Consider the following 15417-nt stretch of genomic DNA (forward strand, 5'->3'; position numbering starts at 1 on the left):
GAGTCCCCGCCTCCTTTACGCCCAAACCTATGGGGGGTGAAAACGGCTCGGAAATGCATACTCATTTTTCGCTTTGGAAAGAGGGCGAGCCTCTATTCTATGACGAAACCGGTTATGGTTCCCTCTCTGACCTTGCGCGTTACTTTATTGGCGGCTTGTTGCAGCACGCACCAGCGTTACTAGCCTTCACTAACCCTTCGGTTAACTCTTATCGGCGTCTAGTTCCCGGTTTTGAGGCTCCGATTAACTTGGTGTATTCGGCGCGTAACCGTTCTGCCTGTATCCGGATTCCGGTGACCGGTACTTCCCCGAAAGCTAAACGGGTGGAATACCGGGTTCCTGACCCTAGCGCGAATCCTTACCTGTCTTTCGCGGCTTGCCTGATGGCGGGGATCGACGGCATTCAAAACCGGCTAGAGCCGCCAGCTCCCATCGATAAAGATCTCTATGAGCTACCACCTGCCGAATATCATGACATTCCGAAACTGCCCTGTTCCCTGGATGCCGCTTTAGAGGCACTGCGCGCTGACCAGGACTTCTTGACTGAAGGTGAAGTATTTACCCCAGATTTGATTGAGACTTGGATTAACTACAAGGAACAAAATGAGGTCGCCCCGCTGCGGCAGGTGGTACATCCTTATGAATTCCAGCTTTACTACGATATTTAGGTCTGTTTGCTAAATTAATCCCGCCCCCGCGGCCTCGGAAAAAATAATGGCTTTTACCTGCGATTTTCCGAGGCCGCGGGGGCGGATTTTTAGTATTAGAACTATTACTTTTGGTCGCGATTAGTTTTAGTGATTTCCACTCCCCACAATACGGCGGCGATCACCCCAAAAACTGGGGCGGCTATCACCATGAATCCGGCACCAAAGGGAAAACTGCTGTCAGTATCGATCACATAAATAATCAGTGTCCCCACAGCCAGCAACACTGCACACAAAATGGTAAATATCCAGGCAAAAATTCTCAGCATCCCGTTTTTCCTTTCATGCTGACTGCAGCTTTATTTACTTTAACAAACGCCGTCGGCCATAAGCAGTTTTTCTAGAGATTTATTATCGTACTGCCGAGAAATTTCTGGCCGATAGCTTTCTCGGGCTCGTACTAATGCAGTACAAAGCTCACCTGCTTTTTCTTCGTATCTATTTCTTCTAATCATCTTGACCTCTCCATCTTCATCAGATGCTTCTTCCTCCGCGATGGCAAGTCGATCAGGAGCGCCCTCTTTAAAAAATGAAGCCGCGAGTTTATCGAACTCGTTTAGACTTTTACGCATTTGCGCATTGGTTTCCGCTGCCTGATAGCCCTCGAGGAATTCTCGAATAATGTTGAGTTCTTTTGAAAACCGCATCCCCGATAAGTCATCGAGCGAGTTCAGGTATCTTATTTCTTTATTGCCGGAATTCCTCCAGGCGGAGAAATTTTCCGGTTTGAAGGCAGGTAAACGTAGCTTTTTCTGGATGTTATCAATCCAGGGTTTATACATGGTATTAAAAGCCTCGAAAGCCTTATCTTTGTTGAGATATTCCGGATACAGCAAGACTTTATAGTGTTTTTTTTGAAACTCCATGGTGCCAACTACTGGTTGATAACACTGGTTTTCGCTTCCCTCCACCCCGTAACCGGCATCGGTCGCATCTCGCAAAGTAGAAAGCGAACACCAGCTATACATGGGCAGATCCGCTACATCTTTCACAGCGGCGTGTTCCTCGGCATGACTACCCCACAGATACCCCACCCCAACTGAAGTTATGCACGTCAAAACGCAAGCTAAAACAACCGCCCCCGCCTTCTTGGTTAATTTCATTGTCCAATCCTTCCTTTCATGATGCCTGCGCCTATCGCGCTAATTACTTGCGAGACAAATTCCGCGCAGTCATATTGGTGTTCGACGCCTTGACGTTAAAAGGAACCGGTTTCGAGCTCAGGAGCGTGCATTCCATATGCGGCATCAAAAAGATTATTGTCGCCTTCCAGGCTTAACAAACCATTTGCCTCAGCAAGCGCCGAAATCTCCTCGCGGGGGATACCTTGATTTAATCCTGCAACCGCCTTTTCTAGATTTCTAACAATTTCCTGGTTACAGCTATGGGCTTTAAATCCAAAAAGATACCAATTTAGCTCACTCATCTTCAGACTGGGATCTGCGTTTATCAACGATGCGTCTGACGCTTCAACCCATTCATTAACCGTAGATTTGGACAAAGGAGGAAGGTTCGCATCTTTTTGCAACCAGGTAATCTCCGGCTGATAATCCCGCAGCATCAGATTCCACGCGGCTGTTTCATCTACAAACTCTTCATAAAGGGAAAGATTATAGATCTTTTCAGGCGCCCTAAACTTGACTGACACTTTATTAATCTCTGATTTTCCATGCATCCCTGGCTCTGTAGTAACAGGTTCAAGCGCATACGGTAAGACAGCCTTATTAGCGTTTCCTTGCTTAGACTCTTCCGCATTAGTGCTCAAATCATTATTTCCTGACTTAGACAACTCAGCTGAGGGATCAAACAATTGATCACTGGAACCATTAGGATCCGAGACCTCAAAGCTGCTTCCAGTTTCACTTTCAGACCCCTCCGGGGAATTCGCCGGGGAGGCATACGATAAAGAACTCATCCCCAAAGGAAAAGCAATCCCTAGAAGCACTAAAACTGAACGTCGAAAAAACTTGTTCATTTCAGATTTCCTTTCTTGAATTCAGCCAATCTTCGATGTGACACTTTCATGTTTCCAAAGTTCAAATGGGTAATTCAATGGTCAAGTGGCTGGATATTAGCGCCAGGTGGACAGGATTAATATCCAGGTGGCTACCCGGTGGGCACCTTTTTGACCTGAGTGTTAGCTGCCGGCTGTTTTGCAGCCAAAACCTCGCCAAAACGTATATTCTAAAAAACAACGAGGGGGTGACCATGAGCGAACCAGAAATCACTATCGGCCTGGTTGATGACGATCCCTTTGCGCTACAAGCATTGGCAGCGATTCTAAATTCCACCCCCAAATGCACGGTTTCCTGGGCAACCTCCAATCCGGAACAAGCCCGCGAATCCTGTCACCGCGACCCCGTAGACCTGGTGCTATTGGATTACCTTTTAGGAGAGACCACCGGGGACATAATCTGCAAGCAGATCACCCAGCAAAACCCGCAGCAAAAAGTGGTAATTATTTCGAGCCTGGAAGTAGCAGATGTAGCCCGCACCGCCCTGCTCGCCGGTGCACGGGGATTCTTAAATAAAGCCGATGTTTTAAAAGACTTACCCAGTTTCCTCGCAGTAATCATGCAAGACTCCGTGGTAGTCTCCCACGCCGTAGTCCAAGGGCTGTTTCAAAGTATCCCTGCGCCCTCGCAAATTGTTCTTAGCCAGCGCGAACAAGCAGTTTCAGAGCTAATTTTACAAGGAATGTCTAACCGCGAGATCGCAGAAAAAATGAGTTACTCCCTGTCCACGGTGAAAGAAACTGTAACCGCGCTGCTGGAAAAAACCCACACTTCCTCGCGAACCGCGGCAGTAGCTGTCCTGGTGCAAGACGGAGCAGTCAGCTACCCAAATAACCTTCCCTAAGGTTGGGGTGACGAGGACGCGACAATAGCTGAAACCTACCTAGTCGCCACCCAACTCAAGCTGTAGTAGGTTCTGCCACTGCTCAGCGCGTTTACCATAGGTGAGCAGGCCACCGATCTCTAGCATCCGTTTACTGGCCAGCCCTAACCCCATCTTCGAAGAATCTACTGTCCTGCCCCGGATCTGATTCTTGGTTTCCAGGCGGAAGCTATTTTCGGAGATCCGTGCGTCGACAGTTATCGGATAATCGGGATCGCCGTAACGGAAAACATTTTCAAAAAGTTCTGCCACCACCTGCGCTACTGTGCCTTGTTGCTGCCGAGAACACTCAGTTTCTCCGGTTTTTTCACACTGATAAGCAACCTGGAATCCCTGCTCCTTCAGCCGCGTGACTGCCTGAGACAGCACCTCCGCTAAACTTTGGGTCACCACCTCACTCTTTTCCGGCAAGGTTTTTTCCGAATTGATGAGGGCGCGGATAGCCTGCGATATTTCCGCGGCTTCGTGCGCAGCGGTGTCTCTAAACTGCTCTAAAGGTAACAAGTCCCGCTGGCTTTGTTCCGCAGCCAGCGCAATATGAGTGCAGTGCCGCAAAACATTATCGTGGAGGCGAACATTAAGGTTCCGCCGCTCCGCCTCCCGGGCTGCCTGTTCGTCACGTCCTACCTGAAAAGAACGATCCATCCAGGTTTTTACTAAAATCCCGGCAACCGAAAAACATGCCACATCCGAAAAAGCGCTTACCGCCTCGAAATCTACCGGGTATGCCCACACGAAAAAGAAGAACACATTGATTACGGTAGGAATCAATACTGCTGGCCCTAAGCGTTTGGGGGAGAAAGAAAAAGTATCTAAGAGGGCGATATTGGAGGCGGGGAAAATCGGCGCCCAATAAATCTCATCTCCCCCAATCAATGCGACCGAAGTGAGCGCGTAACCTATCCAGAAAACCGGGAAACGTATCGCTAACATGGCCATGACTAACGCCTCGATAGCCAGCAGATATCCGATATCAAATTCTTGGGTTAATATCCCGTCGTACAGTAAAAATAGGCAGTCAAAAACCGCAACTGTAATAATGATGGCTCGAAGTAATAAAACCTTACGGGTAAACTTCTTCCCTAAAGTTTGCCGATCGAAATATAAATACGAGCCCAGAACCTTAAATACCGCATCCACAGGAAAATCATACTGAGAATCTCCTGGTCACTGTGGGCATTAAGAATTATTCCTGATGGCGTCAGCAACTCACCCCTAAATAACCGCATATCAACGCGGTATTCGCTAGGTACTATTCCCTGGCGCACGCAGACTTTCTGAAAGCGCCATATGGGTGCGTTAGAATCGGGGCAGATAGCTAGGGAGAGAAAATGACAGATGACTTTATGCTGAAACCGACTATTCGTCCTCGCCGCCTGCGGGCATTCCCCGCGATGCGCAACCTAATCGCTGAAACCCGGGTCAATCCCGCCCAGCTGATGCTGCCCGCATTCGTGCGAGACGGAATTGAGAAAGCTGTAGAGATCCCCTCGCTACCAGGGGTTTTCCAGCATACCGTAGAGTCTATTCGCGAACTGGCCGCCGAATGTGTGCAAGCCGGGGTAGGCGGAATCATGCTGTTCGGGATTCCCAATACCGCTGATAAGGACGAACAAGGCAGTCCCGCTTGGGATCCGAACGGTATTTTGAATCGCGGTATCCGCGCCGTGCGCGAAGAAGTAGGAAATGACCTGGTAGTGGGGGCAGATACCTGCCTGGATGAATTCACTAGCCACGGGCATTGCGGGGTACTCACCGCTGACGGTCAGGTCGATAATGATGCCACCTTGCCGCTATATGCAAAAATGGCGCTCAGCCAGGCGCGCGCCGGAGCCCATATGGTTGCTCCCTCCGGGATGATGGATGGGCAAATCGCGGTGATTCGCCAGGCGCTTGACGAGTCCGGATTCACCGACACCACGATTTTGGCTTACTCGGCGAAATATGCTTCTGCTTTCTTTGGTCCTTTCCGAGATGCGGTTGCCTGCTCCTTAGAGGGCGATCGCCGCTCTTACCAGCAAGATCCTCGTAATCGCCGGGAGGGCGTATTTGAGACCCAGCTAGATTTAGCCGAGGGCGCCGATATGGTGATGGTTAAACCGGCTGGCTACTATCTGGATGTGTTGGCTGATGTGGCGGAAATGTCACCGGTTCCAGTCGCGGCCTACCAGGTCAGCGGGGAATATGCGATGTTAGAGGCAGCGGCCGCTAATGGTTGGATTGACCGCGAGCGTGCTATTGACGAGTCTTTGCACGCGATTGTGCGCGCAGGAGCCGATACGGTGCTCACCTATTGGGCGCTAGAGTACGCGCAGCGAGTAAAGTAACTGCTCAATGCCTGATTCTCCCCGCCTACTAGCAGTTTCCGAAGTGGCTCATGCCGCTAACTGCCAGTGGCGGCTCTGGTGCTACCTCACCGGCAATACTGAGCTGAAATCTGCCGATGTTTTCCACCGTTATATCGGGGATTTGACTGGCGCCGAGGAAGAAAAGCTGGCTGCCCGCTACCGTGCTGCGGGTAAGATTTTTCAAAGAAATCTTGCAGTTACCAGCGCAGACCTTACGGGAATGCTTCCTTTTCTCCTTTACGAGGACGAATCCTGGGTGTTGCAGTTACCGCGATTTTCTGCCCATGCCCGCCTAGATTCAGTACATCTTCTGGCGGGTTTCGCCCATTTAGCTGGCGCAAATCAGCAGTTGTTAAACGCTGCTTTTCCCACTTTAGAGGACGAGCTCGCGCCCTTCGCCCAAATCTTGCTAGCAGACAGTAAAACCGTAGATTTTCCGCTACTAGAACTAGAGGAACTGTGGGAACCTATTGCGGAGCAGGCGCGCACTTTAAGGAGCGACCAGGATTTACTGTCTGCTACCCCTAAGGACGCGTGGCGCGCCCTCGATACCGTGTGCGGAAGCTGTTCGCACTGTGCCTGGGCGCTAGCGCGTTTCGATGACCCCCTGTTGATCAGCGGGGTGGGCCCGGGACTGCGCCGGGAGCTGCGATCCGAGAGTATTTTTACTGCCAGCGAGTTTGCTACAAATCCTCCAGATGGTTACAGCCCAGAGCTAATCCGACAAGCCCGCTTACAGGTCAGTCAAAACCCCGCAGAACTGTTGCTTGAAACTAATCCCCTGGCTCCGGCGCTTATGGATCTTTCCGCGCCCCAGGCGGGGGATGTGTATTTAGATTTCGAGAATGACTCCCTTTGGGGATGGACACTCAAAGACCATACCGGGCTGATTTACCTGGGTGGTTTGGTTTGTTTTGACGAAGACTCTTGGGGGGAGCAAAAATCTTTAACCCCGGCACTGCCGATTCGCGGCCAAGATGCCCTACCGGCAGCAGGCAGCACAAACGTAGCGGAGGAAGTAGGGGAACTATCGAAGCGCATCGGGGGAAAATATCAGAGTTTTTGGGCGCATAACCGCGCCCAGGAACGCCAGCTACTAATCGCTTTACTGGATTTTTTGCGACAGCGTTTCCGGCGGTTTCCTGGGATGCGTATTTATCATTATTCCCCACAAGAACGCCTCTACCTGCAACGTTTATCGTCTCGCCACGACCTCTTAGCGAGTGAAGTGCGCGATTTACTGGCAGCTAACGGCCCGATGCGCGACCTGCAGCAAGTGGTGCAATCAGCTATTCGCACCGGTCAAGGCGGATATTCCCTTAAAGAGATGGAACCGTTCTATATGGGGTCTTGGATGCGTTCAGAGGACTTGGACAATGGCGCGGATTCGGTGATTGTGTACGATACGCTGGCGCGAAAAGGCGTCCTCGAACCTGGAGCTAAGCTAGCGGCTGAGGACGCAGAGCAGCTCCGCCTTCTCGCCCTCTATAACGAATATGACTGCTGCTCAACCGCACTTTTGCATCACTGGTTAATCGCTCAGCGTCACCGCCTACGCCCTAGAGCCGTAAATGGTAGCGCTCACCCTGACACCAAGTAAACTTCCGTAGCAGCTCTACCTACCGCGCTTTAAGCTGCATTTTTCGCTGAAGAAAAATTACAGCTAGCTCTACTGTTGCGGTCTCTATCCTCATGGGAAAATGGGGGTATGAGTGATAATCAACCCCAAGCAGACAATTTCAGCGGCCAACAGCCTCTCGGACAACCCGAAACCTCCAACCCCTCTTTCCCCCAATATGCTTCCGGGGACGAATACCGGTCTTATCCCCCCACGATGCCCACCGCTCCCAGCGCTAATTCTGATAGCGGTCAAGTTAGCTCCGATGAGCGTACTATGGCGATTCTGGCGCACTTAGCAGCCGTGATTGCAATGGTAGTTTCTGCTGGTTGGCTGACTTTTGTGGGACCGCTGATTGTCTGGTTTATCTACAAAGACAAAAGTGCCTTCGTGCGTAACGCTGCCGCCGGTGCTTTTAACTTTAACTTGGCGATGACCATTACTTCCGTGGTGGCTTGGATACTTTGCTTCACCGTAATCTTGATACCTTTATCCATCATCGCATTTGTAGTGGTTTTCATAATGACCCTAGTGTGCTCGATTAAAGGCGCGGTCAAAGCCTCCAATAGGGAGTTTTATCACTACCCGTTTGGGATTAATCTTCTTGACTAACTCTTTGAGAAACCCTAGAAACTATTTGTGACCTAGGATACGTAACGGACAATCTTCCTGGTAAGCGGATTCTCGCTGCCCAATTATTCTCATTTTCAGATTCTTCCTGTCCCTGTTCCAGGTTTCTTCCAGCCCGGGTAGCAAAGCTAGCTCATGTTTATTCGGGTTACCTAAGTTGCTCTTGGGTTGTTTTGAAAGGATCTGGACTTGTCCTTCGCGGGAAGAGCCTGGCGCTACGTTGTCAGAAAACCAGTTAGAACTATTGTTATATTCGCGGTGCTCACTTTGGTGGCCACTGTATTAATGTCGGCAGATGCTATCGAGAGGGCGAGCGCGCGTGAGGGCGCGAAAGTAGAAGCCAAAGCGGGTGCCGGTTTCGTCCTCGGAAATAATCCCCAATTCAATCAGGGCACCCCGCGGGGAGCCGGAACTGTTCAGCCTGCAGATATTGCCCAGATCGCGCGACTGCCTGAGGTTAAAAATTATGTGGCTCGGCAAAACGTCACTGCTGATTTAGTGGGAGCTCAGACCCAGAAACTGGGAACCAATGATTACGACGCAAAAAAGGAAGCCCAGTTCGGAAACGCAGTGAACGTGTGGGGAGTCAACCGCACCGATATCGACAACAACTTTCGTTCCGGGGCATTAACCCTGGTGAAAGGGCGGCATTTGCAGCCTGGTGATCACCATAAAGCGATTATTCATGAAGATTTGGCGAAAGCTAATGGCCTGAAAATCGGGGGCAAACTGAAACTTAAAGGCAACCCCTATGACGTGGACAATTTGCGGAAATCAACCACGGAAACCGAAATGGAAATAGTGGGGCTGGTGCGCGGCTCCAATAATCGACAGGCGGCTCAACGCAGTGAGCTTTTTGCCAATACTGTTTACACGGATTTGGATACCACCCGCGCGCTTTACCAGATGAGCGCAGATAATGAGATTTACCAGGATGCTAACTTTTTCGTTGCTTCCGAGAGTGATTTAGAGGAGGCAGAAAAGAAAGCTGGCTCCCTGAAGATTGATTGGCGCAACTACCAACTATCGCCCGCCACCCAGTATTTAGCGGGGATTACCGGAGCACTTAGTGGAATAAATTCCCTGATGAGCACCACTAAAATGGTCGCTTTTGGGTTTGCGCTGTTAATTTTAACGCTAGTACTTTTCTTGTGGATGAATGAACGTAAGAAAGAAACCGGGGTGCTACTGTCGGTAGGCACTTCAAAAGGAAGTATTTTTGCCCAGTACCTGTGCGAACTGGTGATCACCGCAATCCCGGCTTTCGTTTTGGCGTTCTTTATTTCTGGGTCAATCTCGCAATGGCTAGGTGATTCCGCATTAGCCTCGGTGAATGATTCGCTAATGCAAGAACTGGCACAAGCCGGACAGGCAGGCGCCGATATGGAATCTTCAGCAGCCACTAAGACTCTGGATGCTCTAGCGGTATCCCTGTCTACCCCCTCGGTAATAACTGCCGTTTTGCTAACTTTACTGGTAGCAGTGCTTTGTGTACTGGCAGCATCGTTCCCGATGCTGCGCCGCCCCCCGCGCGCCCTCTTGGTGGATATCAAATGAGGGAGCTTAGTATTTGGCGGCGCGCCTGGTGTTCGCTTAGTCGCCGCCCACGCCGCGCCCTGCTGCTCACGCTGATTATGGCGGTAGTATTTACCGCCCTGATTTCGCAGTCAGGGGTGCGCGCGCAGGTGGCCAGGATATCTGGAGCGATTAATTCCGGAGTAAACGCGGGATTTGTTGCCAGCAGCGAAAGTGGGACTATCTCTTTAGCGCGAGCAGAAAAGCTGAGCCACTTGCCACAGGTGAAACGCTCGGCTTTCGAAAAAGAAAGTTTGGCTAAGCCTGAGGGCGCGCAACTGGTGTCCACTGCTTCCGGGGTGCAACTTGACGGCGAATTTGCGGGTGACGCCGGGATTATCGGGACTACTAATAGCCAGTTGCATCCGTCTTTCATGGGGAGGTTGTATCGGCTAGAGGACGGCAAGCATCTGGCTGCAAGCGGGAGCGGCGCGCTGATTCACCGTGAGTTTGCTCAGCGCAATGGTTTGCATATTGGCAGTCAGCTACGCCTTCGCACCCATGGAACTATCGTAAATATGCCGGTAGTGGGGATTTTCAGCGGAAAAACTGAGAACCCCGGGGGACTTCCTGCCGGGGCTTCTGAGAACCAGATTTTTACTGATCTGGCTAACAGTCAGCGCCTGTCCGGGGAAGAACTGACCACCGCAAGGTATTTTACCGAGGATGCAGGCGCGCTACCTGCCGCGTTGCGTGCGGCTAAGCAGGTGGATTCGCAGCTGAGTTTCGAATCTAATGCCGCCCAGTTCGCGGGGGTACTCGCTACCCTGTCTGGGGTAAATAAGCTGCTCACCGCACTGGCAGTGGGGGTAGGAGGAGCCGGTCTAGCCGCGCTCGCCCTGATTATGGTCTTTTGGATCCGAGGACGCACCCGCGAGATCGGGGTGCTCTTAGCAGTAGGTAAAACCAAGGCTAATATCTTGGGGCAACTTGCCTTGGAGACTGCTTTCTTGGCGCTGGTGGGTAGCGCTATCGGGACCACCTTGGGATTCTTGCTGTCGGATGAGGTGTCTTCCCTGGTATTTGCCAAATCTGCTAGCCCCTCCCTATCCTCCCTGTCTGCGAGTGGGAGCGCCGGGAGCATCCTGGCCGCCCTCGCCCTCGGATATGTGATTACTATCGCGGCGCTACTATTAGCGACCGTTCCCCTGCTTCGTCAAACCCCGCGAGCTATTCTCGCAAAAACAAGTTAGGAAACAATATGAGCATTTTGCAGTTAGATCACCTTGATTATGTTTATCCGGGCACCAGTACCCAGATCCTGGCTGATGTGTGCACCGACTTTCAGATCGGGAAGTTTTATGCGATTGTCGGCGCCTCAGGTGCCGGAAAATCCACCCTGTTGAACCTGCTGGCAGGCTTAGATAAGCCCACTTCCGGGGCGGTGCGCTTTGATGGCACCGATATTGCGGAAACTGGCTATCCCCAGCATCGGAAGAAACAGATTTCTCTGGTTTTCCAAAACTATAACCTGATTGATTATTTGACTCCGTTAGAAAACCTGCGGTTGGTGAATGGGAAAGCCGGGATTGAGACTTTGACCCAGCTGGGGCTGTCTGAAAAGGAGGCGCGGCGCAGCGTAATGGCGCTTTCGGGGGGTCAGCAGCAGCGAGTGGCTATCGGGAGAGCGCTAGTGTCAGGGGCTCCGATTATTTTGGCGGATGAACCTACTGGGAATTTGGATGAGGATACCGCCCGCGAAGTAATCGATATTTTGCAGCGGGCAGCTCATGAACAGGAAAAATGCGTGATTGTGGTGACCCATTCGCGCCAACTAGCCCGCAGCGCCGACGTTACTTTACGTCTAAATCGCCGCAAGCTAGTGGAAGCGTAATCTCCCAAAGCCGGGAATTATCTGCCAAAGGTTCGCTGGACGTAGATAACTGAGAGAGCGTTGCTGTTAAGGTTACAAAAGGGCAAAACCTTATTGTTGGATTAAGGACGATAATCTGCGGTAAGGCGTACTGCAGGCGAGGAGGTGGCGACAAGGTGACGAAGGGATTATTTGTAGGTCTCGCAACCTTAGATGTTATCCAGTTGGTGGAAAAGCTCCCCGCAGAAAATGAGAAAACCCGAGCTCTTGATTTCACATTCGCCGCGGGGGGACCTGCCGCCAACGCTGCGATCGCCTTTGCACGCGGATACTCCAAGTTAGGCACTGGCATAGAAGATAGCGACGATGCGGTTCTGGTAACCCGGATATCAAGTGACAGAATCGGCGAACTGATTCGCGAAGACCTCGAAAAAAACCAGGTTCGCCTGGAGGCATCCTTACTACCTGAAAACACCCCTTCGACCGTGGCCACAGTTTTAGTAACTAAATCAACCGGAGATAGGGCAGTAGTTTCTGCTACTGACCAGCGAATGATAGTGTCTGCTTCTAGCGCGCTAAATATTGAGGTCGAGGATTTCGATATTGTGGAAACCGATGGTTACGAAACCGATCTCACCCTAGAGGTGCTCAAGCGGGCTCGAAGTGCGGGAATAACTACGGTTTTAGATGGAGGGAGCGTAAAAAGCTACACCGAGGAACTGTTACCGTTTGTCGATATTGCCATTGTTTCAGAACCATTTGCAGCAGGTCGCAGCTCCACAGACCTCTTCAACTATCTAGCAGAATTCGGGATCACATATTCAGCGATTACCAGAGGCAGCAGACCAATCATTTATTCGGCGGATGGAGTTAGGGGAACTGTTAAAACCTGCCAGACTCCGGTCGTAGATACTCTCGGTGCCGGGGACTTCTTTCATGGAGGTTTCGTGAAGGCACTGGGCAAGCAAGAGCTTTCGCCAGATTCTTTCTCAAAAGCGCTAGCCAAAGCTACCAAGATCGCAGCGTTATCGATCCAATCTTTCGGTACTCGTAAGTGGTTGGAAGATAATTAGTTGTCTTCTACCGGGATTTCAAAAAGTATTCTGATTAGGGCATCGACTTCGGGCTTGGTGCTTTCAACGATATCTATATTGGGTGAATCAACTCCGTTGAACCATTTGACCGCGCGCTTTCGGGAGTATCCCGCAGCCATTTGCCTTTCAATGAGCCTATCTTTAAGTAATGAAACATCAGTATCCAAATACCACAGGATATCTAGCATTTGCTTGACACTTGCCCAATCGCCATTTTGGAAGGCCAAATAGTTCCCTTCAGTAACAACAACCTGAGTGTCTGGTTTTATCTCAATGGCAGCAGCAATCGGCTCGTGTAGCCTGCGTGAATAGGTAGGGACGAAAAGAGGGTAGTCTACTATCTCCCGCAACCGTTGCAGTGCATTAAGGTACCCATTTACATCAAAAGTGTCCGGAGCGCCTTTACGGTCTAGGAGCTGCTTTTGTCGCAAAACCGCATTCGAAAAATGAAAACCATCCATAGGCAGGTACGCACTATGAATGTCTAGAACATCCGTTAAATAATCGGCAAGTTTCTGCGCTAACGTGGATTTTCCAGCACCAGGAGCGCCAACGATACCGACAATACTGCGACCGGGACGCAACTGGTGGCATAAATCTCGCGCAAGATATTCCAGGCATCCAAATTCATAAATCCTCACTCGAAACCCTCCTAACAGGAATTTTACTCCTTTGATTTTACTGATATAGAAAGAGTTACGACAGGTAATGCCATTGGTAACTTGATGCGAAAACGCAACACGGATGAGCTCCTGGGAATTTGGGAGATTTCAAACAACCCTGACTTAAATGTCATCGAATTCGATGACTTTAGAAAGAATGCTGGTCTAAATAGTTTTACTTTGACTCCATCGAAATGGATTGAGGCAACCGGCGCTATAGGAATCAGAGTGAAGCGTGGCAGACATGGTGTACTTTTGGGTATTAACCCCCTAATAACCTAGGACACTCCTGTTTCTCTCCTTGTTTTTATTCCAAGGTTTTCTTAATGAGCCATTCGTTGCAAACGGTTAACCTTTTCTGTACTTTGTTTTTCTGCCTCTTCCGTCCTGATAGATCAAGCCGTCTGTAATCATGCGTTTTAGAATACGGCTGGCCGTTGTTTGGCTGACATCCAACAGTTGATCCACATCGCTACGTACTACATAGCCGTTTTTGTCAATCAGATCCAGAATTTTTTCTTCATTGGATTTACGTTCGTTAGACATGGTGGCCATTGTCTTAGCAACATTTCTATTGGGAAGTGTAATTTTGAAAGCATTGTTTGTTACTTCAATTTTAGGCTCTAACCCTGTGCCTGCGTATGCTTTCATGATTTTAGGCATACCGGTTCCGTAAGCTTCAATCAGCTGTAAGCGATAGAAGATAGCTGCTAATTTCGGATTTCTGCAAACGGAGAGTCCGAGCATAATGTCATCCAAAGTGATTCCGGCAGGCAGACCGCCCACGGATACAAATTCGATTCGATTATTATAGATACTGACAAGGGTGCTGGCACTAAAAGAGTAATCTCTATGCACCAGAGAATTCATCAATGTTTCTCTCAGAGCGTCCTCTGGATAATCTCTGGTATCAGTTCGGTATAGTCCCTCAAATGTGGCCTTGGTTTGATTGTGCAGATCGATATAGGCATACAAATCCTCCATCTGCTGAAACAGCGAACCAGTAAACTCACGTCTATCTTGAAATACGCTCTGATCAACACCAGCAAAGGTTGCAGCCTTGATGGTATTCGGACATTGTTCGGACAGAAGCAACGCTAAATTGGAGTAAATGCCGTCCGAGGAAACCATTCCCAAAGTCTGCATCTTAGCCGCATCATAGGGAACCTTCCTCTTGGCAAACTGTGCTTCAGCTGCCTGAAATGACAAATTCTGCTCCAAAGAGCGCATAGTTTCAAAACTGTCGCCATCGGTTTCTTTAATCATTTTTCGGATGGCGGTATCAGAGGCAGGATCCGTAGATGTACCATTGCGGACATACACGCCACTGGGCTTTAATCCCTTGCTGCCCAGATAATAAGGACGGTCTGTACCCTCCTGAACGGTCACGGCGATAATTTGTTTATCATCTATCACCTGTGTCTCGTAGTGGACAAACATCGTAATATCAGGTTTGATGGAATCCCGAACCATGTTATTTATTTGCAAGGTAACACGGTCGGTACTATCTACACCAATCACCGTACCATTGTCCTCAACACCAATGTAAAGAGTGCCGCCTTTGGTGTTAGCGAAGGCAATCACCTCTTTGCAAAGGTCTGCAACAACCGAAGACTTGAGTTCGATAGTTTCGCTCTCACTAAATGCCATAAGGCACCTCCTGTAGTTTTCTTAATCACCATTATAGTTATTGTAGTCATTCTTGTCGGTTTGTATTCGTGAAGTGACTAGAAAAAACAAGAAGAGGGTACGAATCCATATTTTGGGTATTAATCCGAAAACCACTGGTGCGGGCGAACGCTCAACCCGCGTTCGCTACCTCCCCGCGCCAGCCCTCACGGGTTCGAGCCCTCAGCTTATAGTTTCAGGGGCCCGGCAAAAGCCGAGCCCGTACACACATTTTGGCCATTAACTCAACATCTATCTGGCTTGTTTTCGGAGTCCAGTTGAAAGAAGTGATAATGGATGCGATCGGGAAGAGCTCTGCACAGATCCCAGCACTCACTAAGAACTACTCGATTCAATTGTGCTGAGAGGGTGGTGAAAGACTCATCGAAGTGAGTGCGTCCGGC

Annotated in this window: 15 protein-coding genes; 9 read left to right on the top strand and 6 right to left on the bottom strand. The window is 50.0% G+C overall.

All coding sequences use genetic code 11. The features are described from left to right. Positions 1-668 (top strand): glutamine synthetase family protein (locus tag RDM26_RS07280; RefSeq protein WP_374041831.1); only part of this gene is annotated, 668 nt, incomplete at its 5' end. Between the two features lie 104 nt (positions 669-772). Here the strand turns inward: RDM26_RS07280 and RDM26_RS07285 are convergent. The 3 genes from RDM26_RS07285 to RDM26_RS07295 form a co-directional block, all read right to left on the bottom strand. After that, entirely contained in the window at positions 773-976 is a 204-nt protein-coding gene (locus RDM26_RS07285; protein WP_307738315.1) for a hypothetical protein, read from the bottom strand. 39 nt (positions 977-1015) lie between these two features. Further along, on the bottom strand, positions 1016-1810 hold the full coding sequence (locus RDM26_RS07290; RefSeq protein ID WP_307738316.1) for a hypothetical protein: 795 nt from the start codon (positions 1808-1810) through the stop codon (positions 1016-1018). Positions 1811-1905: 95 nt separating this feature from the next. Continuing rightward, positions 1906-2682, bottom strand: coding sequence for a hypothetical protein (locus RDM26_RS07295; protein WP_307738317.1), 777 nt, complete (start codon positions 2680-2682; stop codon positions 1906-1908). Between the two features lie 233 nt (positions 2683-2915). On the opposite strand from RDM26_RS07295, the gene RDM26_RS07300 reads away from it, so the two are divergent. Further along, on the top strand, positions 2916-3566 hold the full coding sequence (locus RDM26_RS07300) for a response regulator (RefSeq protein ID WP_307738318.1): 651 nt from the start codon (positions 2916-2918) through the stop codon (positions 3564-3566). A gap of 39 nt (positions 3567-3605) precedes the next feature. On the opposite strand, the gene RDM26_RS07305 is transcribed toward RDM26_RS07300, so the two are convergent. Next, on the bottom strand, positions 3606-4745 hold the full coding sequence (locus RDM26_RS07305; RefSeq protein WP_307738319.1) for a hypothetical protein: 1140 nt from the start codon (positions 4743-4745) through the stop codon (positions 3606-3608). Positions 4746-4936: 191 nt separating this feature from the next. Here RDM26_RS07305 and hemB point away from each other — a divergent pair, with 191 nt between their 5' ends. The 7 genes from hemB (at position 4937) to RDM26_RS07340 (ending at position 12662) form a co-directional block, all read left to right on the top strand. Continuing rightward, the gene (gene hemB, locus RDM26_RS07310; RefSeq protein WP_307738320.1) at positions 4937-5932 is read left to right on the top strand and encodes a porphobilinogen synthase; all 996 of its coding nucleotides are present in this window, start codon (positions 4937-4939) and stop codon (positions 5930-5932) included. Between the two features lie 7 nt (positions 5933-5939). Next, complete coding sequence (locus RDM26_RS07315) at positions 5940-7553, top strand: ribonuclease H-like domain-containing protein (protein WP_307738321.1); 1614 nt, start codon at positions 5940-5942, stop codon at positions 7551-7553. Between the two features lie 108 nt (positions 7554-7661). After that, the gene (locus RDM26_RS07320; RefSeq protein ID WP_307738322.1) at positions 7662-8183 is read left to right on the top strand and encodes a DUF4870 domain-containing protein; all 522 of its coding nucleotides are present in this window, start codon (positions 7662-7664) and stop codon (positions 8181-8183) included. A 288-nt stretch (positions 8184-8471) separates the two neighbouring features. Continuing rightward, the gene (locus tag RDM26_RS07325) at positions 8472-9758 is read left to right on the top strand and encodes an FtsX-like permease family protein (RefSeq protein ID WP_307738323.1); all 1287 of its coding nucleotides are present in this window, start codon (positions 8472-8474) and stop codon (positions 9756-9758) included. After that, entirely contained in the window at positions 9755-10969 is a 1215-nt protein-coding gene (locus RDM26_RS07330) for an FtsX-like permease family protein (RefSeq protein WP_307738324.1), read from the top strand. The genes RDM26_RS07325 and RDM26_RS07330 overlap by 4 nt, the downstream gene beginning before the upstream one ends. 8 nt (positions 10970-10977) lie before the next feature. Further along, positions 10978-11610 (top strand): ATP-binding cassette domain-containing protein, encoded by a 633-nt coding sequence (locus tag RDM26_RS07335; RefSeq protein WP_307738325.1) that lies wholly within the window; start codon positions 10978-10980, stop codon positions 11608-11610. Positions 11611-11765: 155 nt separating this feature from the next. Continuing rightward, complete coding sequence (locus RDM26_RS07340) at positions 11766-12662, top strand: PfkB family carbohydrate kinase (RefSeq protein WP_307738326.1); 897 nt, start codon at positions 11766-11768, stop codon at positions 12660-12662. Here RDM26_RS07340 and RDM26_RS07345 read toward each other — a convergent pair. Beyond that, positions 12659-13324: a hypothetical protein gene (locus RDM26_RS07345; RefSeq protein WP_307738327.1), complete on the bottom strand. Its 666-nt coding sequence runs from the start codon at positions 13322-13324 to the stop codon at positions 12659-12661. The two genes, RDM26_RS07340 and RDM26_RS07345, sit on opposite strands and share 4 nt — an antisense overlap. Positions 13325-13693: 369 nt before the next feature. After that, positions 13694-14995 carry an RNA-binding domain-containing protein gene (locus tag RDM26_RS07350; protein WP_307738328.1) on the bottom strand — a complete coding sequence of 434 codons (1302 nt, stop codon included), beginning with the start codon at positions 14993-14995 and terminating at the stop codon, positions 13694-13696. Positions 14996-15417: the final 422 nt, after the last annotated feature.

This window comes from uncultured Varibaculum sp. (genome assembly GCF_902489465.1).
Taxonomy (GTDB): Bacteria; Actinomycetota; Actinomycetes; order Actinomycetales; family Actinomycetaceae; genus Varibaculum.

Coding starts and splice junctions, on each gene's coding strand:
- RDM26_RS07285 (WP_307738315.1), bottom strand. CDS start 976: ATGCTGAGAATTTTTGCCTGGATATTTACCATTTTGTGTGCAGTGTTG.
- RDM26_RS07290 (WP_307738316.1), bottom strand. CDS start 1,810: ATGAAATTAACCAAGAAGGCGGGGGCGGTTGTTTTAGCTTGCGTTTTG.
- RDM26_RS07295 (WP_307738317.1), bottom strand. CDS start 2,682: ATGAACAAGTTTTTTCGACGTTCAGTTTTAGTGCTTCTAGGGATTGCT.
- RDM26_RS07300 (WP_307738318.1), top strand. CDS start 2,916: ATGAGCGAACCAGAAATCACTATCGGCCTGGTTGATGACGATCCCTTT.
- hemB (WP_307738320.1), top strand. CDS start 4,937: ATGACAGATGACTTTATGCTGAAACCGACTATTCGTCCTCGCCGCCTG.
- RDM26_RS07315 (WP_307738321.1), top strand. CDS start 5,940: ATGCCTGATTCTCCCCGCCTACTAGCAGTTTCCGAAGTGGCTCATGCC.
- RDM26_RS07320 (WP_307738322.1), top strand. CDS start 7,662: ATGAGTGATAATCAACCCCAAGCAGACAATTTCAGCGGCCAACAGCCT.
- RDM26_RS07330 (WP_307738324.1), top strand. CDS start 9,755: ATGAGGGAGCTTAGTATTTGGCGGCGCGCCTGGTGTTCGCTTAGTCGC.
- RDM26_RS07335 (WP_307738325.1), top strand. CDS start 10,978: ATGAGCATTTTGCAGTTAGATCACCTTGATTATGTTTATCCGGGCACC.
- RDM26_RS07350 (WP_307738328.1), bottom strand. CDS start 14,995: ATGGCATTTAGTGAGAGCGAAACTATCGAACTCAAGTCTTCGGTTGTT.